This window comes from Paenibacillus xylanexedens (assembly GCF_001908275.1).
Classification (GTDB): Bacteria; Bacillota; Bacilli; order Paenibacillales; family Paenibacillaceae; genus Paenibacillus; species Paenibacillus xylanexedens_A.
On sequence record NZ_CP018620.1, the window covers coordinates 251,173 to 275,024 of the forward strand.

The 23,852-nt window shown below is 47.1% G+C and carries 21 protein-coding genes; 9 read left to right on the top strand and 12 right to left on the bottom strand.

Going from position 1 to position 23,852, the window contains the following annotated elements:
* Window positions 1-116 precede the first annotated feature (116 nt).
* The 3 genes from BS614_RS00940 to BS614_RS00950 all read left to right on the top strand — a co-directional run bounded on the left by BS614_RS00940 (window position 117) and on the right by BS614_RS00950 (window position 1,268).
* A complete protein-coding gene (locus BS614_RS00940; protein WP_074092629.1) occupies window positions 117-380 on the top strand; it encodes a hypothetical protein in 264 nt (87 codons plus the stop codon).
* A gap of 151 nt (window positions 381-531) precedes the next feature.
* Window positions 532-963, top strand: a complete 432-nt coding sequence (locus BS614_RS00945) for an SMI1/KNR4 family protein (protein WP_036612858.1) — start codon at window positions 532-534, stop codon at window positions 961-963.
* Window positions 964-1,079: 116 nt separating this feature from the next.
* Window positions 1,080-1,268: a hypothetical protein gene (locus BS614_RS00950; RefSeq protein WP_074096624.1), complete on the top strand. Its 189-nt coding sequence runs from the start codon at window positions 1,080-1,082 to the stop codon at window positions 1,266-1,268.
* Window positions 1,269-1,359: 91 nt separating this feature from the next.
* On the opposite strand, the gene BS614_RS00955 is transcribed toward BS614_RS00950, so the two are convergent.
* The 7 genes from BS614_RS00955 to BS614_RS00990 form a co-directional block, all read right to left on the bottom strand.
* Window positions 1,360-3,099 carry an adenine deaminase C-terminal domain-containing protein gene (locus BS614_RS00955; RefSeq protein ID WP_074092630.1) on the bottom strand — a complete coding sequence of 580 codons (1,740 nt, stop codon included), beginning with the start codon at window positions 3,097-3,099 and terminating at the stop codon, window positions 1,360-1,362.
* 174 nt (window positions 3,100-3,273) lie between these two features.
* On the bottom strand, window positions 3,274-4,332 hold the full coding sequence (locus BS614_RS00960) for an ABC transporter ATP-binding protein (protein ID WP_074092631.1): 1,059 nt from the start codon (window positions 4,330-4,332) through the stop codon (window positions 3,274-3,276).
* A gap of 18 nt (window positions 4,333-4,350) precedes the next feature.
* On the bottom strand, window positions 4,351-5,142 hold the full coding sequence (locus BS614_RS00965) for an ABC transporter permease (protein ID WP_017691790.1): 792 nt from the start codon (window positions 5,140-5,142) through the stop codon (window positions 4,351-4,353).
* A 4-nt stretch (window positions 5,143-5,146) separates the two neighbouring features.
* Window positions 5,147-5,968 (bottom strand): ABC transporter permease, encoded by an 822-nt coding sequence (locus BS614_RS00970; protein ID WP_036612869.1) that lies wholly within the window; start codon window positions 5,966-5,968, stop codon window positions 5,147-5,149.
* Window positions 5,969-6,247: 279 nt separating this feature from the next.
* A complete protein-coding gene (locus BS614_RS00975; protein ID WP_074092632.1) occupies window positions 6,248-7,186 on the bottom strand; it encodes a nucleoside hydrolase in 939 nt (312 codons plus the stop codon).
* A gap of 308 nt (window positions 7,187-7,494) precedes the next feature.
* Window positions 7,495-8,565: an ABC transporter substrate-binding protein gene (locus tag BS614_RS00980; RefSeq protein WP_074096625.1), complete on the bottom strand. Its 1,071-nt coding sequence runs from the start codon at window positions 8,563-8,565 to the stop codon at window positions 7,495-7,497.
* Window positions 8,566-8,813: 248 nt separating this feature from the next.
* The gene (locus BS614_RS00990) at window positions 8,814-9,158 is read right to left on the bottom strand and encodes a Na-translocating system protein MpsC family protein (protein WP_017691786.1); all 345 of its coding nucleotides are present in this window, start codon (window positions 9,156-9,158) and stop codon (window positions 8,814-8,816) included.
* 374 nt (window positions 9,159-9,532) lie between these two features.
* On the opposite strand from BS614_RS00990, the gene BS614_RS00995 reads away from it, so the two are divergent.
* From BS614_RS00995 to BS614_RS01005, 3 genes are all read left to right on the top strand, one after another.
* The gene (locus BS614_RS00995; RefSeq protein ID WP_074092634.1) at window positions 9,533-10,447 is read left to right on the top strand and encodes a zinc ribbon domain-containing protein; all 915 of its coding nucleotides are present in this window, start codon (window positions 9,533-9,535) and stop codon (window positions 10,445-10,447) included.
* 361 nt (window positions 10,448-10,808) lie between these two features.
* Window positions 10,809-11,555, top strand: coding sequence for a DUF3105 domain-containing protein (locus BS614_RS01000; protein ID WP_074092635.1), 747 nt, complete (start codon window positions 10,809-10,811; stop codon window positions 11,553-11,555).
* Window positions 11,556-11,827: 272 nt separating this feature from the next.
* Entirely contained in the window at window positions 11,828-13,546 is a 1,719-nt protein-coding gene (locus BS614_RS01005; protein WP_074092636.1) for a methyl-accepting chemotaxis protein, read from the top strand.
* 226 nt (window positions 13,547-13,772) lie between these two features.
* On the opposite strand, the gene BS614_RS01010 is transcribed toward BS614_RS01005, so the two are convergent.
* Together BS614_RS01010 and BS614_RS01015 are read right to left on the bottom strand one after the other, a co-directional pair.
* Window positions 13,773-14,726, bottom strand: coding sequence for a nucleoside hydrolase (locus tag BS614_RS01010; RefSeq protein ID WP_017691781.1), 954 nt, complete (start codon window positions 14,724-14,726; stop codon window positions 13,773-13,775).
* A gap of 269 nt (window positions 14,727-14,995) precedes the next feature.
* Complete coding sequence (locus tag BS614_RS01015; protein ID WP_074092637.1) at window positions 14,996-17,227, bottom strand: MMPL family transporter; 2,232 nt, start codon at window positions 17,225-17,227, stop codon at window positions 14,996-14,998.
* 178 nt (window positions 17,228-17,405) lie between these two features.
* Between BS614_RS01015 and BS614_RS01020 the strand changes: the two genes are divergently transcribed.
* Window positions 17,406-18,032: a TetR/AcrR family transcriptional regulator gene (locus tag BS614_RS01020; RefSeq protein ID WP_074092638.1), complete on the top strand. Its 627-nt coding sequence runs from the start codon at window positions 17,406-17,408 to the stop codon at window positions 18,030-18,032.
* A gap of 156 nt (window positions 18,033-18,188) precedes the next feature.
* On the opposite strand, the gene BS614_RS01025 is transcribed toward BS614_RS01020, so the two are convergent.
* Window positions 18,189-18,986, bottom strand: coding sequence for an MORN repeat-containing protein (locus tag BS614_RS01025; protein ID WP_074092639.1), 798 nt, complete (start codon window positions 18,984-18,986; stop codon window positions 18,189-18,191).
* A gap of 329 nt (window positions 18,987-19,315) precedes the next feature.
* Here BS614_RS01025 and BS614_RS01030 point away from each other — a divergent pair, with 329 nt between their 5' ends.
* On the top strand, window positions 19,316-19,906 hold the full coding sequence (locus BS614_RS01030; RefSeq protein ID WP_074092640.1) for a GNAT family N-acetyltransferase: 591 nt from the start codon (window positions 19,316-19,318) through the stop codon (window positions 19,904-19,906).
* Between the two features lie 40 nt (window positions 19,907-19,946).
* On the opposite strand, the gene BS614_RS01035 is transcribed toward BS614_RS01030, so the two are convergent.
* Entirely contained in the window at window positions 19,947-20,843 is an 897-nt protein-coding gene (locus BS614_RS01035) for a diacylglycerol/lipid kinase family protein (RefSeq protein ID WP_074092641.1), read from the bottom strand.
* Between the two features lie 318 nt (window positions 20,844-21,161).
* On the opposite strand from BS614_RS01035, the gene BS614_RS01040 reads away from it, so the two are divergent.
* Window positions 21,162-21,755, top strand: a complete 594-nt coding sequence (locus BS614_RS01040; protein WP_074092642.1) for a hypothetical protein — start codon at window positions 21,162-21,164, stop codon at window positions 21,753-21,755.
* A 674-nt stretch (window positions 21,756-22,429) separates the two neighbouring features.
* Here BS614_RS01040 and BS614_RS01045 read toward each other — a convergent pair.
* The gene (locus tag BS614_RS01045; RefSeq protein ID WP_074092643.1) at window positions 22,430-23,548 is read right to left on the bottom strand and encodes an IS110 family RNA-guided transposase; all 1,119 of its coding nucleotides are present in this window, start codon (window positions 23,546-23,548) and stop codon (window positions 22,430-22,432) included.
* Window positions 23,549-23,852 lie beyond the last annotated feature (304 nt).

A 23,852-nucleotide genomic window follows, 5' to 3' on the forward strand; every position in this document is an offset into this window, starting at 1 on the left:
AGGATGATTAAATCTGAGGTGATGACGATGTTCAACCCAAAATTCTTTTTCTATTAGTTGTGCTCAAGGCACTGGCTACTCAAGCCAAAATCTAGCCCGGTACAACGGGGATGAAGATGTTCACACAGGAAGAGATTCAATTATGGGAAAATGAGACAGCTTTCGCACAGAGACATAACAAGAAGTTCATTGATCCAAGAAAAGAAAAGCTGAAAGATCACCGTAAAGGAATCAAGAGCACGCATTACAACAAAGAAAGTAAACCCGATCGTAAACATGATTATCGTCTGTATAGAACCAAAATGAAGCGTCTCATGCACCACGAGCAATACGATCTTCTGCACAACTATAAACGAACGAGCGGTTGGCTAACTTGGTAAACTGGAGTTAGAAGAGTAGTCCTTACATAACATTACTGCGCTACATCAAAATCAGTAGCCTTTTTAGTTAAGAAGGACTCCTTTTTTCAATCAATTACATACCGTTTCATTCGTTACTGACAGTTAGAATATATTGAGGAGGCCTTTATTCATGTGGAAAGAGCATCTTCATAGCATTTCGAAGGAGTATACGTTCAGTCCCCCTGCATCTGGTGATGACATTGCAAAGGTGGAAGACTCCTTACAGGTTACGCTCCCTCGTGAATTAAAAGAAATATTGCTCGAAACCAATGGAGTCAGAGCTATTTACGATTTGGGACTTATCTGGTCAGAAGATCGAATTAAGAATGAAAACAGACATTATCGGGATGACCACTCCCAAGATTACTATATGCCCTTTGATCACCTGCTCTTCTTCGGGGAAAGTGGGATTGGAGATTTATTTGCTTTTCCTGTGACAGGGGATGGAACGTGTAGAGATGACGTGTTTGTGTGGAATCATGAAAATGACAGCCGAAAATGGGTCGCACCTTCAGTGTCCAAATATTTGGAGTGGACTTTAGAAGGCAAAATAAAAATTTAATTTACGGACTAACGGACCCTAATCTACGGATGAATAATTAGATAATTTTGTATTTCCATTTAATGAATATTATATTAATGAACACAATACAAATGAATAAAAAGTGGAATGAACTTATGAGTACATCAGAAAAGAAATGTCATGATTGCCGAGGAACATCTTTCGTAGAAGCATCGGATTACATCATCCTTCGTCCATTGGATAAGAAAATGACTCTCGGTATGGAAAAAATGTACACGGTTTGTCTGGATTGCGGCGAAGTTGTTTCCATTAAAGTGAAGAACCCAGAGAAGTTGCTAAAATAATAATTCCAATAAGTACAGACAAAAACACCCTAGCTCACAATTGTGAAATAGGGTGTTTTTTCATGTGCATAACGACATATGTGTCTTCAAACTATACAATCAACGATACAACCTTACCTGCATTCACATCAATCAAGCCATGGTCCGTAATCTTCAGCGCGGGACTTACCGCAAGGGAGTGCGTGCTAATCGACATGATCGGGTTGTAATGCACGTACCCAAGAGACAACATCGCTGCTCTCAATTCCTTCACTTGATGAGACACCACTGCAAGTGGTTCTTCCGTCAAAATGCCACCTACGGGAAGTTCCAGATGGGACAGCACCTTACCATCTTCCACCACACAGAAACCACCTTGGCTCGAAATTACCGTGTTAGCTGCCAATATCATATCTTCACGATTACGTCCTACAACCAGCAGGTTGTGATTGTCGTGTGAGTATGTCGTTGCAATAGCGCCGCGTTTGATGGTGTCTCCACCGATCAGACCATGTGCACGGTTGCCGTTCACACCATAACGTTCAAAGGTAGCGATTTGCGCATATCCGCTTTCTTCCCATAACAATTCGCCATCCGCAGACTGAACCGGTGCAATATGTTCTTCCACAAAAGTAGAACCATCCTTCACCATCATGACACGGCACTGGTGCTCACCTTCATTAGCGAGATCAACCCCTGATCCACTGACTTTCGGGTCTGATAAACGAATTGCAAAATCTGCTGTATCCAGCTTCTCCAACTGCACACTCTTATAGAAGTGAGGTGGGAACTGACCGGTTATGCGTTCCTGCTTATACGGTTCGTAATCGTCATAAGCTTTGCGGCCGTTTTTGTACACCTGATCAATAGAGAGATCATCCAAGTTGGATACCAACACATAATCGGCCACTTTGCCTGGGGCAACGCTGCCACGATCAGTCATTTTCATCCGGGAGGCAGGGGTAGATGTTGCGGCGTAGATCGCATCTTCCGGACGCATCCCCATCTGAATCGCTTTACGTACGATATGATTCAGATGACCATGCTCCACCAGTGAATCCGGCATCACATCATCCGTTACAAAGCAGAAATGCTGCGCCACATCATGTTGAATCAGATACTCCATGACTTCCGGGGTCATTGATTTCTCCTGAATTTCAATAAACATACCTGCCGCAATCCGCGCCTGTAATCCCTCAATGCTCTGATGAGTATGATCGGAATCAATACCTGCGTAGATCAGTCGATGCAGATCGAGTCCAAGCAGTTTCGGTGTATGACCTTCGATCACCAGATCGGGATAGTTTTTGCGAATATGCTGTAAAATCTGGTTGGTCTTGCACTCCGGATCACGGATGACATCGACATAGTTCATGATCTCGCCCAGACAGATGATCTCGCCAGTGGCGAGCAGCACGTCCATATCTTCGATTTCAATCGAACCACCTGTTGTCTCCATCGGGGTTGCCGGAACGGAACTTGGGATCGCATAGAACATATCCACGGTGGTGTCCCGACTCACAGCCATCATCTCCTGCACACCTTCCAGCCCAAATACATTCGCCATCTCATGCGGTTCTGCGACAATAGACGTTACCCCGCAGCCAATCAGACCATGGGAAAAGGTTTCCGGTGTCACCATCGTACTTTCGATATGCAGATGGATATCAATCAAGCCAGGAATCATGTATCTTCCCCGCGCATCAATGACTTCGTCTGCCTGAATCATCTCAGGTCCACCGGGTCCAACATACAGGAATCTGCCGCCCAACACAGCAACGTCGTTCATTTCAAACCGTTTATAATAACTGTTATACACATGTACATTTACAATTAGTTGATCTGCACGCATGGGGCATAATCTCCTTCTTCACAAACATTTCACCACGATCCGGACTGGACAATGAACCTGTACTTTAATCAGTTATACTGCACTTGATTGCGTACCACTGCGTCGTCCGGAATCACCGCATGAAATGCCTTCTTTGCTGCTCTTATTTCTTAATACTGTTCCTTACATTCACGACTACTCCACCAGCACAAGCTTGTCCTGTGGGAAGATCAGGCTAACACGCTGCCCACTAAGGTACGGTGTTTCCATCTCCTGATTTGCTGTAAAATCACCGAGTTCCGTCTCGATTACATACTGATAACTGCGTCCCAGATAGGTGCTGACTTTGATAATGCCCGGCAAGGCGTTCATCACATCCGCAGAGGTATCTCCACTGACGATCAGATCATCCGGACGAATCGCACCTTTGCGGGCACCGGGACGTGCTGTTCCAGGATGCGCGGTTGCTGTAAACGTGCGTCCACCTGCGGTCAGGGTAATCACTTCACCTGCATCCGTGCGCTCCGCGAATTCAATGAAATTATGGAACCCGATAAACCGTGCGACAAACTCCGTTGCCGGATATTTAAAAATCGTTTCCGGGCGGTCGAGCTGCTCGACCACGCCTTTGTTCATAATCGCTACCTGATCCGAGATCGAGAAGCACTCTTCCTGGTCATGAGAGACATACAGCGTTGTAATGCCCAGCTCTTGCTGAATCCGGCGAATCTCCACCCGCATATTAAGACGCAGGTTGGCATCCAGATTACTGAGCGGTTCGTCGAACAAGAGCAGGTCAGGCTCAATCACCAATGCACGAGCAATGGCTACACGCTGACGCTGTCCACCGGACAGTTCCTGTGGAAAACGTTTCTCAAATCCATTCAGGTTAACGACTTCCAGGATTCGCATCACACGGGAAGAGATATCCTTGTCTTTTACTTTACGCATCCGCAAACCAAAGGCCACGTTGTCATAGACAGACAGATGCGGGAATAACGCATAACTCTGAAATACAAATCCGAAGTTCCGCTTGTTCGCCGGAACCTTCGTATAATCCTTGCCGCCGAACATAAACTTGCCCTGTGATGCTTCCAGAAATCCGGCGATGAGGCGCAGCGTAGTTGTTTTGCCGCAACCGCTCGGTCCGAGCAGGGAGAGCAGTTTACCTTTTTCCAGCTCCAACTGAAAATCCTTCAGGATTGTCTGCTTATCGTATGCCACGGATACGTGGTCTAATGTCAGCAATGCCATAGCGTTCTGCGCCTCCAATTAACGTTTAGTAAAGTATGAAAATCCGCCCATGATCCGTTCGATCACGAACATTAAGAGTCCGGTCAGTACCATCAACAGCACGGAAATCGCTGCAATCGTTGGGTCAAAATAATTCTCCACATACGTCAGCATCTGGATCGGTAATGTGCTTACCCCTGGTCCGGTCATGAACACCGAGATGTCCACGTTGTTGAAGGACTCCAAGAAGGCAATCAGCACGGCAGCGATAATTCCTGAGCGGATGTTAGGAAGCACGATCGTGAAGAACGTTCTTACCCGTCCCGCACCAAGACTCAGCGCTGCTTCTTCCACTGCAAAGTCAAAGCTCGACAGACTCGACGCGATAACCCGAATGATAAATGGCAGCATGATAATCGTATGACCGATCAACAATCCGAGATACATCGGCAGATGGTAGATTACGATCAGGTATTTCATCAATGTAAAACCAAGCACGATTCCCGGGATCAGTACCGGGGACAGGAACAGTGCGTTCAGCACGGACTTGCCTTTGAAATCGTAACGACTAAGTGCATACGCAGCCGGAACTCCGAGCACCAGTGCCAACAAGTTTCCCAGTAAGGAAATGATGATGGACGTCTGGAATGTGCGAAGGAAACCGCCTGTGTTGAAAATATTCTCATACCAGCGGAAGGAGAACCCTTCCGGCGGAAATTTGAGTACCGTTCCCGGTTCAAACGAAGTGACCGATATGATCAGAAGCGGGCCCAGCAGAAAGATAAAGACCAGCAGACTGAACAGGCCCAGCCCGATATGTTTCTCCCGCATATGTCTACCCCTTCGGATTTAAAGTTTTGGCCATTTTGTTCATGACACCGACCACGACAAATGTAATTACAATCATAATCGCGGCAACAACCGAGGCCAGATACCAGTCGTTGAGGGTCATGGCGTTTTGATACAGGAACGTAGCAATTACACGTTGCTTGCCTCCAAGGAGGGCAGGTGTGGTATACGCCGTCAGGCTTCCGACAAAGACAAGCACGGCTCCGATCACAAGTCCTGGCACAGCCAGCGGGAACACGACCCGGCGGAATGCCGTAATGCGCGATGCACCCAGACTTTGTGCTGCTTTGAGCAGGTCACCGTCAATGTTCTCCAGCACACCCACCAGAGAGATAATCATCAGTGGCAGGAACAGATGCGTCAGACCAATCATCATCGCTGCTGGTGTATACAGAATATCCAGCGGCTTGTCTACGATACCCAGACCAACAAGGGTGTTATTGATCAACCCTTTGCGTCCAAGAATGATCATCCAGCTAAACGAGCGCACGACCGGGCTCGTCAGCAGCGGGAAGATCGCCAGTGCCAGCAAAATGCCTTTGCGGCGTGGCGCTTTCTGCGAGATATAATAAGCTGTCGGGAATCCGAGCACCACACAGACGATGGTGGTGACCACGCTGACTTGCAGCGTCGTAAGCAATATTTTCAAAAAGTATGGGTCTCTGAAAAAATGCATGTATCCTTCAAATGTGAAGGAGTTTTCTTGGAAAAACGTCGACCCGATCGTCAGGACAATCGGAATGATCATAAATGCCGCCAAAAACACGAATCCCGGCAGCAATAGCCAGTAGATTACTGATTTCTTCATCGCGATACTCCTGACTTTTAAAATGGTTTTATTCACACGTATTACTGGCGCACATTTCAAAAATAAACGTCCATGTTTATCGCACCAGCCGTTCCGGTTACGAATCGTTCTTACGATCGCTGTTATCCTTGGATTTTCTTGATCCCCTTCTTAGTAGAAGGAAAAATCCAAGGATAAAGGCGAACGCTTCGCTTCTTCAGAATCGATTTCGTCCCCTACACTACCAGCGAATTAGGTGGGTTGATTTTAGACTGAACTCCAATGCCGTGAAGTTCATAACTACGCGTTTAACGCGTTGATAAACAGTTCAAGGAAGCTTTCTGCGTCTACGGTTTCGCAGACGAGGGTGTTGGGCTGCTCGCCCAAACGGTTTTGGAAGTCACATACCATTTGACCATCGCACAGGCGGCTGGCGGTTTCGACATCGACATAATACGATTTGCGTCCTACCAGTTCCGGGGCAAGGGCTACGCCCACGGCTAGTGGATCATGTAAAGCGCAAGCGCGGACGCCGTTCATTTGTTCGTAACGGTTAATGTAAATCTCCGTGCTCTGAGCCACGTACGCGCGCAGCGCAGGATCAGTGAGACGCTCAATCGTTGCTTCATTCAGCAATGTTTGACGCGTCACATCCAATCCGACTTGGGTAAGCTTCTCGATGCCTGCATGCAGTACGATGCGTGCGGCCTCTGGATCAGCGTAGGTGTTGTACTCGGCGGTTGGTGTAATGTTGCCATGTCCACGAACTACGCCACCCATGAAGATGACTTCCTTCAATAAAGAAGGTAATTCAGGACACTTCATCAGCGCGAGGGCCAAGTTCGTTAAGGGTGCGGTCATGATTAATGTCAGTTCGCCCGGATATTGCTTGGCTTGTTCCACGATAAAGTCTGGCGCAAAACCTTCCTCGGCTTTCTTAGACACGGCCGGATCAGGCAGCGCACCGCCCAATCCGTCCTGTCCATGTACCCGGTGTTCATAATGCGACTTGCGAGTGAGCGGCCCAGCTGCTCCGGCAATGACCGGAATTTCAGGTGCACCCACGAGTTCAAGAATTTTGCATGTATTCTCTGTTGCCTGCTGGAGTGATACGTTCCCACAGACTGTGGTGATGCTGAGAATGTCCAACTTCCGACTTTTGACGGCCAGCAAAATCGCCAGTGCATCGTCAATCCCCGTGTCCACGTCCAGAATGATGCGATTTTGCGCTTCACTCATCCGTTCTCAACTCCTATGCGGTGATATGGTTGCTTGCTGCAAATGATAAGTTGAACTAAAGAATATTTACACTTACCACTCCGATGACAGAATAACCTTCCGATCGCTGTTATCCCCAGATTTTTTTGAATCCCTTCTTCAAGGGGAAAATCCGGGGATAGCGCGTGCTTCCGAAGCAGCTTTCTTTCAGAAAGCTTTTAGGCAAACGCTTCGCTTCTTCACGTTATTTCTGCCCTCTCCGTTCTCGTGTAAAAAGTTTAGTTAAACTATATAGGATCAAAGATAACTATTTAGTCGGGTACTTGTTTTTATTGTGCAATCTCGCGGTTCCAGCGATCTGTCCAGCCTTTAACCTGTTGATTCACAAATTCCATATCCAGTTTGTTCAGCTTCTCAACAACTTCAGCGCCGTATGTTACGCCTTCTGCTTCTTCAGCAGTCAGTTCAACCTTGGTGTTAACCGGGGAATCGACTTTGGCTTTAGCAGATTTCGTTTGTACATCCTGGCTAAGCTGCCAGTTGATGAACTCTTCAGCCAGCTCTTTGTTTTTGCTGCCCTTCACGACATTGATTGTGTTCATCACGGCATATGCACCCTCGCTAGGTGTAACAAACTTCGCATTAGGCACGGCTGCTTTCAGATCTTTGAAATACATTTCCATGATCGGTCCGCCCGCAATTTCTTCTTGGGAGAACATGTTCACGAATTCGGATGTTTGACTGTAGAATTTCACCACATTGCCGCTCAGTTTTTTCAGTTCAGCAAATGCCGCATCTTCATTAAACGTATCGTTACCGGCTACACGGGAAGCTGCATCCACAACCATTGGGCCTGCTGTTGCCGTAATATTCGGGATGGTCAGGTTACCTTCGAACGCCGGGTCCCACAGGTCACTCCATGAAGTCACTTCTTTGGATACAAGATCCGGGTTATAAGCGATACCGAGCTGTCCAACCGTGTAGGCCGGGCCATAATCTTCACCAAGTGGTGCTTTGGCAATATCATAAATGTCATTTACATTTGGAATTTTGGAGCGGTCGATTTTCTCAAACAAACCCTCATCGATACCTTGTTGTGCATAGTAATCAGACAGGTAGATAACATCGACATTTGATGTTCCTTGACGAATTTTATTCAGACGTTCAGCATTATTGCCGACTTCGAGCACGATGTCTACATTATGTTCTTTTTCGAATGGACCAAATACTTCTTCATTGAAGAAATCTTCAGAGAAGCCCCAAGTGGAGATAACCAATTTGTTCGCTGCGGTTCCCCCACTGCCTGATCCGCCTGTTGCATCATCCGTGCTGCTGCCACAACCTGCAAGTAATACCGATGTCATTGCCACTGCTGCCAAACCGCTAATCCACTTTTTCATCATGATCCTGATTCCCCCTGATATATGTGATGTGTATGAAAAAACAAAAAGAAAAGTGCTCTTGTATAAACAAGAACACTTTTCTTCGTAAACAAAGGAAAGCGACACCCGCTGCCGGTACATCATCGGTTTCTGCTTCAGAATCAATCCGAAGACAGACGCCATCATATGAAATTGTACGGAACCTGATCATGAATCCGGCCATAACCTCTGTATACATCAACAAGAATCAATCCTGCCGATCCATCTTAGGCCTGTTCCAGAATCACATTCGTGATTGCCCACTGAGTGGACGCATCATAATCCCGCAATATAGCTTCAATTGGCAAACCCATGTGTTGCTCGAGCTTCTCCCGGAATTTCTTCTTATATAAGACAGACATGCGGAAGTCCACTTCCAGCTTTAAGCCGGGGGCCTCCCCTTCCAGGGCATCAGAGCGCGGTGAACGTCGGTGCTTCGCGTAGAAGGTCACAATATTCTGGTCAATGGTCACTCTCAGGAGAGTGGTGCCAAATCCGAACAGTTCCTTCGAAATTTCGTTATAATACTGGCACATCTTCTTCTTGCTCTCATTGCTGTCCAGTAGTTCCATGAACTCACCCACATCTCTTACTACCGTACATTCGACGTGTTAACACGATTGATTATACATAAATATACGATCATAGGCAACCCAAAAGATATAGTTAACATGAGAATAACACATAAAAGCGAACGATGAGACATTAACAGCCAAAAACAATTCGTCTTAAACCACAGTGAATTTACATTAATATGCCTGCATGTCATTCCTATACTATTGTTGCTTTTACACTACGTTTTCATACACAGGATTCGAGGCTTTGTTTCAACTTTCCCCAAATGGGTACTAATTCCTGCGAAACATAGACAAACTTCGTCATTAACCGTTAAAATGAGACACAATGTTGACATGTTTTTATTTTCTAGAAATTGGAGGCTTATACCATGAAATGTCCAGTATGTAATCACGAAAATGGAGATGCCCATTTTTGCGAGAGGTGCGGCTCTAATCTAACGCAAACAACCTCATCACCAACTCCTGTACCGAACTCGGAATCTTCTGTTTCCGAACCCGAATATACCCGTTGGTCCAGCACGCAGGCTACCTCTTCCCAGGCATCCGTTCCACCCAACACACCATCTATCTCCATTCACAAGGAACAGGCAAGAGAATCAACAGGTACCAATGACCATGCTTCTGCAGGAGACAATAGCTCCAATCAGTGGAATAATATTGTGCAGAATGAGAAAGTTCAGCAAGCCAAAGAAGTAAGCAAACAGTATCTATCCTATTTCCTCAGTGTATTGGCCCGTCCTTATCAGACGATGAAAACCGTTGGTGACCAGCATTCACTAAACGGATGGCTAACGATGGCGCTAATTGCAGTTCTATCTTCTACATACTTCTTAATTACCTTTAGTCGCATAGGCATGGACAGCTTGTTCATTGGTGGATTTTTAAGACCGCTGTTGTTCACCGTCATTATCCTGATTGCCTCTATTGCACTGATGTACGCTATTCTGAAGATTGAAAAAATAACCTTCCGTCCCAAAACACTGGTTGCCCAGTTTGGTACATTGCTTGTTCCTGCTGTCGTATCCCTTGTTCTGGCGAATCTGTTTATTATCATCTCATATTCCATCGCGATTTCATTGCTTGCTGTCTCGTATATCATTATCTTTGTTGCTCTGAACTCGGTGCTGTTCCAGTATCCACTGAATCGTACCAAAGCAGCCATCGACAGCATGTACAGCGTGCTGATCGCCAATGTGGTCGTGTTCTTTATTCTGTATCGATTGTTGGGTGAGATTATCATTGGACTGATTGGCATGATGCTTTCACCGTTTGGTCGTCTGTAAAATAGTTCAGTTGGAATAAAGCTATTTACACTTGTTACTTCGATGACAGAACAACCTTCCGATCGCTGTTATCTCCAGATTATTTTAATTCACTTTTACAAAGATGAAAATCTGGCGATAAAGGCGAAGCATGGCTTTCCCTGCTGACGCGGGGAAGGTCTTTTTTTGGTTTTCCAAGGCAGCATTGCGCTGAGCATGATTCATACACTATAATGTGTAGTGCAATAGGTATGTTCTTATTTACGTAATAAACCAATCCAGCAACTCCCGTTACGTAATGGATCGGTTCACGGTCGCCATCAGCACTACATTATGTAGTGTATTAATCACTCACTTTATAAAGAAAGCAGAGGAACTCTCTATGGACATGACTCATATGAATCATATGCAAATGGAGCACGAGGCAGGTACATCCTACCTGTGGCTCATCGTAGGTGTGATTGTATTGCTGTTCTCCATCGCCGCCTATATCTGGGCATCACGCACACAGGGCAAAATTCTGGGCCACATGAAAAAGAAAGAGCGGGCAGACATCCAGAAAAAAAGTCGATCCCTTCGGCTGGCTGCACATGTAATGATGGCTGTGTCGATTATTACGTTTGGCCTGTTCTTCATGCAAGGAGCAGGTAAAACATATAATGTAGCCGATCTGGAATCCAACGCGACAATCGACGTGACGGACGATAAATATTACGGGGCAGACCATACGGAGGACCCCATTCAGTATGAGATGACAATTCCAACATCGGGACCGCATAATCCGCATGATATCAAGTTTGGATTTTACACCGACTTCCCGGGCTATAATTATCTGGTACACAATCTGGAGCACGGGGACATCATCATATATTATCGTGAGAACGCAAGCGAGGACATGAAGGAACATCTGAAATACCTCGCTAAATTCCGCGAAGCCGGAGCAGGTATTCTGGCTGTACCCAACAAGGATATTCCCGAAGGCAGTGAAGTCGTGGTGACCGCATGGACCAAAACGATGAAGCTCGACCAATTCGACGATGCCAAAGTAGGTACTTTTATCAATAAATATATTAATCAGGGACCTGAAAAGATTCCTGCCTCTGTTCGCCAGGGCGGCGGAACGATGTAATGACGTAATCACCCAGTCATGTGAAGCCCTCTATGTAGTGACAATGAGGTGTGTTCCAATGATGAGCATGGTCAATATAGGATTGAAACAAAACCAGCTCCCGGATCAAATTGACTCGGGAGCTAATTCTTTATGGACCGGATGCCGATATTTCAAGTAGAAAACTGTATATTTGATATACAATACATACGAACCAAAGAAGAACGACAAACACCAAGTAAAGAGACAAAGAGACGATTGATTCAACAGATCAAGGGGGAACACTTTTACCAATGAACAGTTTGTTTATGAGGATCTTTTTATTTTTTTCCTGTCTGATGCTAGCCGCGGGTGCGGTTCTTGGCATTACCATGTACCGTTCATCGGCCCAACTGGTCGAGCAATCCATGGGGATGCAGGCACAGGCTGTGGGTGAACGGGCAGCTGCATTAATTGACACCTCTCTGTATGCACCACTCAGTACCGGACAGGCCGAGACTGCGTATTACGGCACATTGCGTGAGCAGCTCAGTCAGCTGCGCGAGGCCAATGGACTCAAGTATCTGTATACCCTTGGTACACGCGAAGAAAATGGAACAAATACATATTTCTACGTTGTGGATGGGGCTGCTGCCGATGTGGCAGAGGATGACTTCTCCCCTTACGGTTCCGCAGAAGAGACCCATTATGAAGGAATGCTGCAAGCTTTTGAACAGAATGAGCCTATTCGGGGCGAACTCACACAGGATGAATATGGCGCTACCATTACTGCGTATGTGCCGATCCATGGGGCTGACGGTAAAGTACTAGGATTGGTCGGTGCGGATCTGGATTCCACTGCGGTCTATGAACTGATGTCCCGCAACCGTATGACCATGATCTGGACAGCCTTGGCTATTGTTCTGCTGAGTGTCTTGTTGGTTTATGGATTCGCCCACTACTTGACCCGTCCATTGGTAAAGTTGAAGAAGTTAATCACCCAGGTTGGAAAAGGCGACCTGACCGTCAACGTTGAACTTAGTCGCAAGGACGAGGTAGGACAACTCGCTTCGGAGTTCAAACATCTGGTTACAGGTACCCGTGATGTCATGACGGGCATCCGTCAAAGCTCCGACTCTCTGCTACAAGCTGCAGAAGGAGTATCCAAACATTCACAGGCGACTGCTGAAGCCAGCCAGCGCATTGCCGAGCATACCAATCATACGGCCAGTGGAGCTGCTGAACAGGTGGCTCGTGCTGGCGAAGTTACGGTAGCCATGGAAGAGATCACACGCAGCATGCAGCATATTGCGAATTCTTCTTCTATGGTCGCGGATGTCTCACAGGATACGACCAATAACGCAGTGCAAGGTCAGGCCAACATCAACACGGCGATTGACAGCATGGACAAAATTCATCAAGCAAATGTCCAGATGGTAGCCTCCACCTCCCAGCTGGAGCAGTACTCAGGTAAAATTGAGTCGGTGGCACATCTGATGAAAGGCATCGCTTCACAGACCAATCTGCTCGCACTTAATGCAAGTATTGAAGCAGCTCGTGCAGGAGAGTATGGCAGCGGGTTTGCGGTGGTTGCCTCAGAGGTTCGCAAGCTTGCGGGGGAATCAGAGCAGTCATCCCAGCATGTCACCGAACTGATCGCCGAGATGACACGCCAGACTGCCCTGTTGTCAGAACATATGTCTGCCAGCACATCAGCAGTCCAATCCGGTCTCGCTGTTGTTCAGGAGGCAGGCCGTTCATTCACATCCATTCATACCGGGATTGAGACGATGAATGAACGTCTGCACGAAGTATCCGCAGCATCCGAGCAGCTGTCTGCCAGTGCAGAAGAAGTATCCGCTTCCGTGGAGGATATGGAACATATCTCACGCGAATCCTCTTCGAGTATCCAGAAGGTATCGCACGCTACCGGAAGCCAACTGCAATCCATGGATGAGATGAGTGCATCCGCCGAATCTCTGCGGGTATTGTCCAGTGAGCTGAACGGATTGATTAGTCGATTTAAAATATAGCGGGCATCTAGATTGTTATACAGACTGAACTTAAGAATATTCACACATGCCACTTCGATGACAGAACAACCTTCCGATCGCTGTTATCAATCTATATAAATCAGCCCAAAACAAAAAGCCGCACGGCAGGGACGGGATCATGGGGTTCAACCCCATATCCAGACCACTGCCTGCGGCTTTATTTTTGTTGTACCTTTAATGTTGGCAAGCCCTGAGGCTGCCTGAATTAATAGCGCTGCGGAGCAGCTTTTTTACCCAAATCCGTCATGTACGTAAAGAACGCTTCCGGATCGGTATCATACACCAGTTGTACTGGACGTCCGTCTGCTTGCTCCACCGTGCGGCCTTGGCTAGGACCATCCGGGATGACAATACAGTTTACAGTTTTCTTCTTCACGATGTCCTCGCGTCCAACGGAAGCCGTTGTCAGCACATCCCACAGATAGTATGTGGAATTTGTCTCACTGTACACCAGTGGCGGACAACCTGCGTAACAGTTACCCAGGAAATCAACGCCTTCGAAACGACGCTCTGCTGCCCAGCGGTTACGAACGGCTGGAGTCAGAGGTACTTTGTTCGTGCTTTCCAGTGCAACCAGATCAATCTGGATACCGCTCTGCCATACACGGTAAGCCGCTTCCGGGTCCCAGAATACGTTCCACTCTGCTGTGCCATCATGCTCAGGCTCTTCTACGTTACCACGCTCAAATGTACCGCCCATCCATACCAGCTTGTCGATTTTCTCTTCAATGTCTGGTGCTTCGTCGAGTGCACGCGCAAGGTCAGTCAGTGGGCCTGTGAACAGGAGCAACGTTTTGCCTTCGGTATTGCGCACTTTCTCGATCAGATGCTGGTGTGCTGGAACGGCAGAGAGTGGTGCTTCCATTTTGCCGGATTCGTTCAGTACAGGAAGTGCATCTACATAGAAGGAGTGCAGTCTCCACGCCGCAGGAAATGGATTTTTCCCTCTGGAGTTGGATTTGGATACCTCTACGGAATATGTACCGAAACGATCGATGATTTTACGGCTGGCATCTGTTGCTGGCTCCAGATATCCGTCTGCCGGAATAACCGATACGCCGGTTACATGTACATTGTCCATTTGCAGAAGCATGAACAGCGATACGAGGTCATCCACGCCGCCGTCATGGTTAAAATACACATTAAGTTGGTTCGTCATGCTTGCTTTCATCCTTCCCCTGGTTGTCCCATTGATGTTAATCATCCGTCTGCTCAAGGCCGACGCTTCCTCTATTATGTCCCAAAACACTTGGTTACGTAAACCTTCCCCATACAAAGAAAGCCAGGATTACGTCTCATCCTGCGGATATTTTACAGTTCCACCATTCCATCTCAGGAGGACAACTGGTAGAGGTCATCATCGTTCGGAAAATAAAGAAATGGACAGCAGGCTTGAAGCCCTGCCATCCATCTCACCCAATCCATGTATTACATGGACTGGTTCTGTTTCTCCTCATTCTTTTCGGCAATCGGCACATACTTACCTGGCCAGAAGGCCCATTTACCCAGCAATGCGGTGATCGCCGGTACCATGAACGGACGAACCAGGAAGGTATCCAACATCACACCAACGGCAGTGATAATACCAAACTGCACCAACACCTGAATTGGTAATGTAGCAAGTACCGCAAATGTTCCTGCCAAGATCAGACCTGCTGATGTAATAACAGAGCTTGTCTCGCCAACACCTTCTCTAATCGCTTGACGAAGCGGCATCGTTTTGCGTTTCTGCCAGATGCTAGAGATCATGAAGATGTTGTAGTCTTCACCCAGTGCCACGAGGAATACGAAGGAATACAGCGGAATTGCTCCCTGAATGGCATCTGCGCCAAGTCCGTAGTGAATGATGATCCAACCCAGACCCAGTGCAGAGAAATACGACAGAACAACCGTTGCAATCAAGTACGCCGTAGCTACAACTGAACGCAGATATAATAGTAATAACAATGTAATCATGCCGATGACCACAGGAATAATGATCTTGGCATCCCGTTCTCCGGTTACTTCAATGTCATACTGTTCAGCCGTCTGACCATCGATCCAGACCTGACTGTCCACATTAGCTACACCAGCATCTTGAAGCGCCTGTTCCGCAGTAGCCCGCAGATCTGGAATATGCTGCATTGCCTCCATGGAATATGGATTCAGATTAAATTCCACATCAAAGGCGGTAATGTTGGCATTCTCGGCACCCTGCTGAGCATCGCCTACTTTGCTAATGTAATCCAGCGATTCGAGACGCTGCTTCAGATCAGTTTCTTTGCCTTCGGCATCGATCATGATTTTGACTGGAGCCAGCTCACCTTGGGAGAACTGTTCGCCAATGACCGTGAAACCTTCGCGGGAAGGCACATCCTCCGGGAAGGAAGACAAAAGATCATACGTGAATTTAACCTGAGTAGAGAATGCCGCCAGTCCTCCCAGCAATACCAACGTAATTGCAAGAACGGTCCATGGCTTTGTTACCACAACACGGCCAATCCAGCTTTCCTTGATTTTGCGCGGGGCCGGAGCCGGTTTGCCTTTTTTCTTCGCACGCTCCACTTCCATCGCATGTGTACGCGGTACGAATGGATAGAATGAACCCCGACCGAAGATCGCCAGAAGCGCCGGAACCAGTGTCAGACTTGCAATAAACATGATAAAGATGGACAGACTGAATGGTACGGCAAAGCGATGATATGCACCGTATTCAGCCAGCAACAGCACCAATAGTGCTGCAACGACCGTGAATCCACTCATGGCAATGGCGCCAGATGATCCGGTAATTGCCTGGAAGATGGCTTTCTTTTTGTCCGGCTCATGATAGAGAATTTGGCGGTATCTGGAGATCATGAACAGGCAGTAATCCGTTCCTGCTCCGAATAACAACACGGTCATGATTGAGATCGACTGTGCGTCCACCGTAATCCAGCCTTGATCCGCCATGAATCCGAGAATGGGGCTTGTCACCATATACGCGAATCCAACGGCAATGATCGGGATAATCGCCAGTACCGGCGAGCGATAGATCAACAGCAACAGTACTAATACCAGTACAACCGTAGCGATCAGCAAGGATACATCGGCGGAGGAGAATAGCCCGCTCGCATCAATGGATATCCCTACTGGCCCTGTCACACGGGCAATCAGTGTATTGGTATCATCTATGGCTACATCAAACGGGTTTGCCCCGAAGATGTCTTGTGTTTTTTGCTCAAGTGCTTCAATAGCTTCCTTCAATTGTTCCGAATCGGCACCTTCATTGAAGAAAAGTGGCATAACCAAAGTACTTCCGTCTTCCGAAAGCTGGCCTTTCAATGCCTGTGGTGGTAATTGATAGAGTGGCACAACGGACTGTTGTTGTTCTACCGGATCTTGATCCAGTCGCTCCGTTAATGCCTGAATGTTCTGAATCTGCTCATCCGTCAGACCGCCGGCTTGACGCCATACGATCAACGCGGGCAGTCCTTCACCACCAGGGAATTCCTTCTCAGCAAGTGCAGCTGCCTGAACCGATGGTTTGGATTCACTCAGATCCTGTGCGTTATTGGTTTCACGATCACCTACAGCAGGCCATACCATGCCAAGCACAACGGCGATAATGATCCATACCAACAGCGTAATCCATTTGCTTCGTTTGCCGGCAACCCAGCGGCCGTAACCCGAACCTTCCTGCATTGTCTCTTCATCTCCCTATTCTGTTTCTATGAAGCCCTAATATATATGATGGTGTAGTAATGAACCACGGGTCATAGTATAATCGAGTTAATTATATATACCGGAAGGTTAATTTTGCAATGCCTAATTTTGTGAACACTTCTAACAAGCAATTAAATACGTAAAGAGGTATGTACTTATGAGCAAAAAAACAAACATTCCCCGTTCACCGGGTAGACCCAAAACAGCTGTGGATCAAGCATCTGTTCAAACCAACATATTGATGACCGCGTCACGTCTGTTTATGGAATACGGGTATGAACCTGTCTCTCTCCAGCAGATCGCCTCACTATGCAATGTAACCAAAGCATCGATCTATTATCACTTCTCCAGCAAAGCAGATCTGTTCACCGTTGCCATCACCCGCATGATGGCGATGGGCATGCAGCAGACTTCGCTCCGTCTGGATGAACCTGGTACGTTGCAAGAACGACTGGTTAAGGTTGCCGAAGCGAAGATGCAGCACTCCCATATTGAAACGGAGACCATGATGCGAGAAGCTGAGAAACATCTGGACACGGAGCAACTCGCCCAGATTCGGGAAGCGGAGATTCGTATATTCGAAGTACTAGCAATCCATTTTCAGAAGGAGATGGACAATGGTTATTTGCGGGTTGGGAACCCCATGCTGCTTGCCCATGCGTTTACGTCACTGCTGATGCTCGCGAACCGCGAAGATGTACGCAACATGAATGGCGGCAGCATTGAGGAACTCGCGCAGGAACTGGTGGCGCTGTTTCTGGATGGAGCGGTTAAGCGGAACTAAAATATATAGCTATATCTCAAAAGCAGTTATGCCAAAAAACCATCGGGCGATGCAATGAACACACCTACCGATGGTTTATTGGTTGAAATCTAATCATGATTATAAGACTCTGCTCCTGAAAGTTTTGAATTGATCCTGTAATTACTTACCTGTTACTTAGTCGACAGTGATATAAATAGATATATTAGGGCCATCACTACTATTCTCCGTATAGAATTTACCTTCACCCGTTGGTCTTCCGTTTTTAAACATGCCCACATAGACTAACTTACCGTTTAAGTACCCTTTACCTTTGCCGGTAATAGCTCCATTTTTAGCCTGCCCATCATAGATGATTACACCATCTTCGTACAATTTAATTTTGCCAGAATACGTGGGTACTCCTTTATCAAATGCACCAACATAGGCAATTTCTCCATATTGATATGCTTTACCTTGTCCCTGTGGCAAACCATTCTTAAACGTACCCTGATAGAACATTTCACCATATTCTGTATACCACTTACCTTGACCATGAAACGAACCATTCAAAAAATCGCCCTTATATTTAACCGTTCCATTTATGTCGTACTCGGTACCTTTACCTGAGGGAAGCCACGTTTCCTTATCCACCTTACCAACATAATTAAACTTTCCATTTGGGTAATAGATCTTTCCCTGTCCATTAGAGATATCCGAGTACAGCTTCCCATCAGAGTTATACCTTTTTCCTTCATGAGGCCTCCCCGCTACAAACTTACCTTCAAAGCTCTTCTTCCCATTTGGAAAGTAGGATATTCCTTTACCATTAGGAACACCATTTTTGACTTCTCCTACATATCTGTGTTTTTCTCCAGAAAGAGTGATATAGATCTCTTTTTTCGCTGCTGAGACCTGTCCAGGTGAAGTAAACAGCGGTGTAACCAAAATTAAAAAAACAGTAAACCACTTCAAACAATTCTCTAACCTTCGCATTTCGTTAAATCCCCATTTCTATTCTTATAGAATCTATCGGCCTGCTAAGGTAAACTGATACGTCTCTTTAAGACTATGAATGTCTGGTTTACTACAACGCAGCTATGTATACAGTACAGCAAATCAAAATATGTAATTCGAGCAGAGTAATACGAATCTTCAAACTAGGTTTCTCTTCGACTTAGCAAGCACGACAATACTTATATCGACCATTATAGCTACAAGCATGAGAAAATATGGTAAAGTGTTGTTAATTATCTATTTCCCGTTGATTAATACGATACATAACATGAATAACACTAGCCTTGAACCCATAGGAGGAACAACTAATGTCACATTCAAAACCATCCCCACGTATCCCACGTCTGCTAGAAACGTCGCGCATATACCTGCGCCCTTTCGAGATTACAGATGTGGATGCTTACTTCCCTGGCCTGTTTGACGCCGAGATGCGCAGGCTGACAGGAACACAGAACAGTTTCACACGCACTCAGGTTGAACGTTACGTTGAGAATGCAGCACAGGATGACACCAGACTCATGCTACTTATTGCTTTACAGGAAGATGACCAGATCATCGGAGATGTCGTTCTGATGGACATGCATGCCAAGAATCGCAGTGCACATATTCGGGTTGCCATTGATCAGGCAGAGTATCAAGGAAAAGGTTACGGTAGCGAGGCGTTACTGCTTATGCTGGACTACGGCTTCGGCATCTGTAACTTGCATCGAATCGAGCTTGAGGTGTACGCCTTCAACGAGCGAGCCATTCGCACGTATGAGAAACTCGGATTCCAGCGCGAGGGTGTGAAGCGGGATGTCTTGTTCTACAATCATCAATACCATGATGCCATTCAGATGAGCATGCTGGAGGATGAGTTCAGGCAACGTCATATGAAAGATCAGCCAGGGAATGTTTGATTTTTCGATCAGTCAAAATCAAACCAAAAAACCGGGGGATTTAATAACCCTCCCCGGTTAAAAACTTCAGATGACCCGTCAACACCGACAGCTCGGCGGGTGTCTTCATATACAATTCGCCATCCGTGTCGGCTGACATCGGCGCATCTGTCTTCACTTTTAACGTAGATGCCTTGAAGTATGAAATGCTCTCACTCTGAGGTTGCCAATCTCCCTCCGGCTTGTGTGACAGAATCTCTCGCAGCAGCGGAATGCCTGTCTCATGAATAATGAGCACGTCCAGTTCGCCATCCTGCAACGCATCCGTTGCAAAGGGCAGGGCATTCGTTCCCAGAAAACGGCCATTAGCTGCATAGATCATCACTGCTTCGCCTTCCATCTCTTTCCCATCCGCCTCCAGTTGGTAACGAAACGGCTCTGTATGACTAATTGTCTGTAAAGTGCTGATAAAATAACTGAGCTTCCCCAGCGCGCTTTTCAGATTTTCGTTAATATTCTGCGAAGCATCACTGATCAAGCCAATGCCAAAAAAGTTCGTGAACACTCGATCATTAGCTCTTCCAACATCAATGGATACCACCCGACCTGCCAGCATTTCTTGTGCCGCAGTCTCTGCATCCGGTGAAATGCCGAGCGAACGCGCAAAGTCATTACACGTGCCTCCAGGCAATATACCAATCAACGGAGGATGTTGCAGATCAGCCAGTCCATTCACGCATTCATGCACCGTGCCATCCCCACCCAGGATAAACACCACATCGAATTGTTCCCCGCGCTCACGACATAGCTTCTCTCCTTCACCCGGTTCATCCGTACGCACAATGACGAGTTCATGGACAGCTGGAGCCAGCACACCAGCCACGAGGCCCACTGTGTTCTCACGATTGGCCTTGCCCGAATGATGATGATGAATTAACAACGCTTTGTTAAACTCCATCCCTCTTCCTCCATTCCAATGCTTGTTAACCCTTTACCCACAAAGGTTGAAGCCGTAAACAAGCCCTTCGCTAAGCACTCATCATGATTCCAAATAGGTTTCCCAATCAGGTATGCATCCTAATCCTCATTCATTCGTAATAGCTAGATGGCCCGTTTATCTTATAGAACCATTTCCTTGTTTAACCAGATGTATGCATGAGAAAAAGGGTTTCTCCGCACCTTAATGTCATAAGGCCGCAAATTTTGCTGGTGAGAACCCATTCAAATCGAGTCAAAACGGTTATATCTATACCATATACGAATGGAGGGATTCCCTATGATTCCGGCAACGTTGGAACAATTGGAGCAAGTTCGCAAGGAATGCCGTACCATGGTTCGCAAAAGAGCTACCGCTTCTGCCGGTACAACACTCGTTCCGCTGCCCGGTACAGACGTACTGGCTGATGTGGGGATGCTGATGCAGCTGTTGCCTGCCATTAACAATAAATTCGGATTATCACAAAAACAGCTGGACGGCATGGACCCCGAGACCAAATCCATGATCTATGGATTCGTCATGTCCATCGGAAGCAAAGTCATTGGTCGTATGATCACCAAGGAATTGGTGGTACAGGTTCTGAAAAGAGTCGGCGTACGCGTAGCTACCAAATCGGTCGCCAAATTTGTCCCTTTTGCAGGACAGGGATTGGCTGCCGCACTCAGCTTTACAGCCATGCGCTATGTGGGTAACAAACATGTGGATGACTGTTATGAGGTCGTCAAACGCATGATTGAGCAGCGCGAATTAATCCCGGGTGAACCCGCTCCGTCTGCGCTGGAGGAAGCTAACAGCGACGACGTGAAGGCAGAAGTAAAGTCGGTCTCTAGCAATGTCACTGATGAACCTGCGAACGATTCTAAGGATCAATAGAATGCGGGTCATGCCCTGTTCAAACAGAGGCATACAAAGTATCTCATGACCAATCTGGATGTCCCAATCGGTGATCTTATGCCCGTGTGGTTGTATCTCGATTGGTGTACGATGAATTCAAAATATAAATAAACGGGACGAAGCAGTGTAGTTACACCGCTTCGTCCCGTTTTTATTTTGTGCAGCATGGCATATGTAAGACAATTATGACTAAGGTTTACTAGAATGTTTTAACGAACTCAGCACACTCTAATAGGCCCAATTCCACAATTCCGGCGTTCTAACGAATCGTAGACACTTTATTTCCTCATTCTGCAGTTTCTTTTACCGCTTTGTGTTGCTTATCAGAGAAATAACATGTCTCAAGTTCGTTGCTATGAACGTTTTTGTCAAGCCCATCACAAAATGCTGCTTTTCGCCGAAGCCCTAAGCGCGGGAGTCCATATGCGAGCGACGGTTGGCACGCTGCTATCCGTGGGTTGGTTACCACATGGTATGCCTTCGTCAAGGAGAGCTTTTACAAGCTAGCCACGCACGTTCAGCCCATTAAAAGCCTAGTGCAAACGAACCTCGTACATTCTCTCCTGAACCTTCCATGAACTCCCGGGCCTAAGGCTCCGGAGTTTTCCCCTTTTTCCTTTTAAACCATCCGTCTCTTCAAGATGAATAACAGATTACTGAGCGTTCGGTAGCTCCAACGTTCGGGCGACCGCCCAAATGAACCCGGTCAGTTCCCTGGCCACCGCGGTGACCGCGACATTTTTGTGTTTGTTTAATCCATAAACTAAACGGCGGAATTTTCGGTGCAGCCGTTCCTGAGCTTTCCAGGAAATGAGCTGTATGTCCGCAGGCAGACCTTCCAAACGGCGGGCCAAGTCCCCTTTAATCGCAGGCCGATGGCGGTAACTCCATGCCGATTCAATCAAGGTGCGACGCAATCGTCCATTTCCCGCTTTGGTGAGCGAGCCTCGTTGGGTACGGACTCCAGACGAATGCTCACGCGGAACCAGGCCCAAGTAAGCCATGAGCTGAGCAGGGGAACGGAAACGGGCAAAGGAACCAATCTCCGCAGCAAGCGTGACGGCCGTGAGAAATCCAATGCCACGCAGAGACTGTAAAATCTGAATCAAATCGGCTTTGGAACTGGTCGCCGCCTCTTCAATCAAGGCTTTTTCCAGTCGACCGATGCGTTGCTCAATCTCTTCCATGGCATGAAGGTACTCTGTAAACGCGATCTGCATGGGTGCATGCGGGAACATCAGTTTTCCAAGCCATACGCGATATTTTTTCGTCCAGCGACGTTTGATATTCTCCGGTGGATGGATCTGGTGGCGCAGTAAGAACTTGAGTACACGTTGACGGGCCCGGTGAGCATCTTCTTTCGCCGATTCGCGTGCACGAACCAATTCACGCAGTGCCTCATCTTCACGTGCTGGAACGTAAATTGGCGTAAGTTCGCCTGCACGGAATAGACGTGCCAGTTGCTCGGCATCTCGTCGATCTGTTTTCACATGATCGCCGGAGCGTTTCGGGATGAGTGAAGGCGCAATGACGACACAGGTGGCTCCCATGGATTCGATCCAGCGGTAGGTTTCGTATCCTGTAGGACCGGCCTCATAACAAAACGAGAGGGAGCTTGCCGGACCCAATTCTTTGATGAGTTTGCGTAAGGCAGCAGGCGCATGAGCAATGGTGCCGTAATACCGCGGCTTGTCTTGACCCTCGTCAGCAATAGCGACAGAAATTTTTTCTTTGGATACATCTAAACCAATGAATTTTGTGGTAGACTTCATAGGGATAGCTCTCCTTTGCTGTGTAGCTCTGAAATGGTGGTCTTCTTACTGTCCATTTTAACCTACGATATGCAGCAATATGGAGGGCTATTTTTTTGTGGTTACGTTCATCATAGCTAGAATTGGGAGTGCTTGATAATCCTCCATATAAGGTGTCTACGATTCGTTAGCATGGACGAAAGTTGAAGACTCCCCTGGTCTGTCTCCACCTCACGCAAACAACTGAAAGGCTGACGGGCACCTTAACCCAGTTACCATGCAACGTTCCATCACATCTTATAGATCCATCGTATCCAAACGAATC

Excerpts from the sequence above, each read along its gene's own strand:
- BS614_RS00940 (WP_074092629.1), top strand. The coding sequence starts at position 117 with ATGTTCACACAGGAAGAGATTCAATTATGGGAAAATGAGACAGCTTTC.
- BS614_RS00945 (WP_036612858.1), top strand. The coding sequence starts at position 532 with ATGTGGAAAGAGCATCTTCATAGCATTTCGAAGGAGTATACGTTCAGT.
- BS614_RS00950 (WP_074096624.1), top strand. The coding sequence starts at position 1,080 with ATGAGTACATCAGAAAAGAAATGTCATGATTGCCGAGGAACATCTTTC.
- BS614_RS00955 (WP_074092630.1), bottom strand. The coding sequence starts at position 3,099 with ATGCGTGCAGATCAACTAATTGTAAATGTACATGTGTATAACAGTTAT.
- BS614_RS00960 (WP_074092631.1), bottom strand. The coding sequence starts at position 4,332 with ATGGCATTGCTGACATTAGACCACGTATCCGTGGCATACGATAAGCAG.
- BS614_RS00965 (WP_017691790.1), bottom strand. The coding sequence starts at position 5,142 with ATGCGGGAGAAACATATCGGGCTGGGCCTGTTCAGTCTGCTGGTCTTT.
- BS614_RS00970 (WP_036612869.1), bottom strand. The coding sequence starts at position 5,968 with ATGAAGAAATCAGTAATCTACTGGCTATTGCTGCCGGGATTCGTGTTT.
- BS614_RS00975 (WP_074092632.1), bottom strand. The coding sequence starts at position 7,186 with ATGAGTGAAGCGCAAAATCGCATCATTCTGGACGTGGACACGGGGATT.
- BS614_RS00980 (WP_074096625.1), bottom strand. The coding sequence starts at position 8,565 with ATGAAAAAGTGGATTAGCGGTTTGGCAGCAGTGGCAATGACATCGGTA.
- BS614_RS00990 (WP_017691786.1), bottom strand. The coding sequence starts at position 9,158 with ATGGAACTACTGGACAGCAATGAGAGCAAGAAGAAGATGTGCCAGTAT.
- BS614_RS00995 (WP_074092634.1), top strand. The coding sequence starts at position 9,533 with ATGAAATGTCCAGTATGTAATCACGAAAATGGAGATGCCCATTTTTGC.
- BS614_RS01000 (WP_074092635.1), top strand. The coding sequence starts at position 10,809 with ATGGACATGACTCATATGAATCATATGCAAATGGAGCACGAGGCAGGT.
- BS614_RS01005 (WP_074092636.1), top strand. The coding sequence starts at position 11,828 with ATGAACAGTTTGTTTATGAGGATCTTTTTATTTTTTTCCTGTCTGATG.
- BS614_RS01010 (WP_017691781.1), bottom strand. The coding sequence starts at position 14,726 with ATGACGAACCAACTTAATGTGTATTTTAACCATGACGGCGGCGTGGAT.
- BS614_RS01015 (WP_074092637.1), bottom strand. The coding sequence starts at position 17,227 with ATGCAGGAAGGTTCGGGTTACGGCCGCTGGGTTGCCGGCAAACGAAGC.
- BS614_RS01020 (WP_074092638.1), top strand. The coding sequence starts at position 17,406 with ATGAGCAAAAAAACAAACATTCCCCGTTCACCGGGTAGACCCAAAACA.
- BS614_RS01025 (WP_074092639.1), bottom strand. The coding sequence starts at position 18,986 with ATGCGAAGGTTAGAGAATTGTTTGAAGTGGTTTACTGTTTTTTTAATT.
- BS614_RS01030 (WP_074092640.1), top strand. The coding sequence starts at position 19,316 with ATGTCACATTCAAAACCATCCCCACGTATCCCACGTCTGCTAGAAACG.
- BS614_RS01035 (WP_074092641.1), bottom strand. The coding sequence starts at position 20,843 with ATGGAGTTTAACAAAGCGTTGTTAATTCATCATCATCATTCGGGCAAG.
- BS614_RS01040 (WP_074092642.1), top strand. The coding sequence starts at position 21,162 with ATGATTCCGGCAACGTTGGAACAATTGGAGCAAGTTCGCAAGGAATGC.
- BS614_RS01045 (WP_074092643.1), bottom strand. The coding sequence starts at position 23,548 with ATGAAGTCTACCACAAAATTCATTGGTTTAGATGTATCCAAAGAAAAA.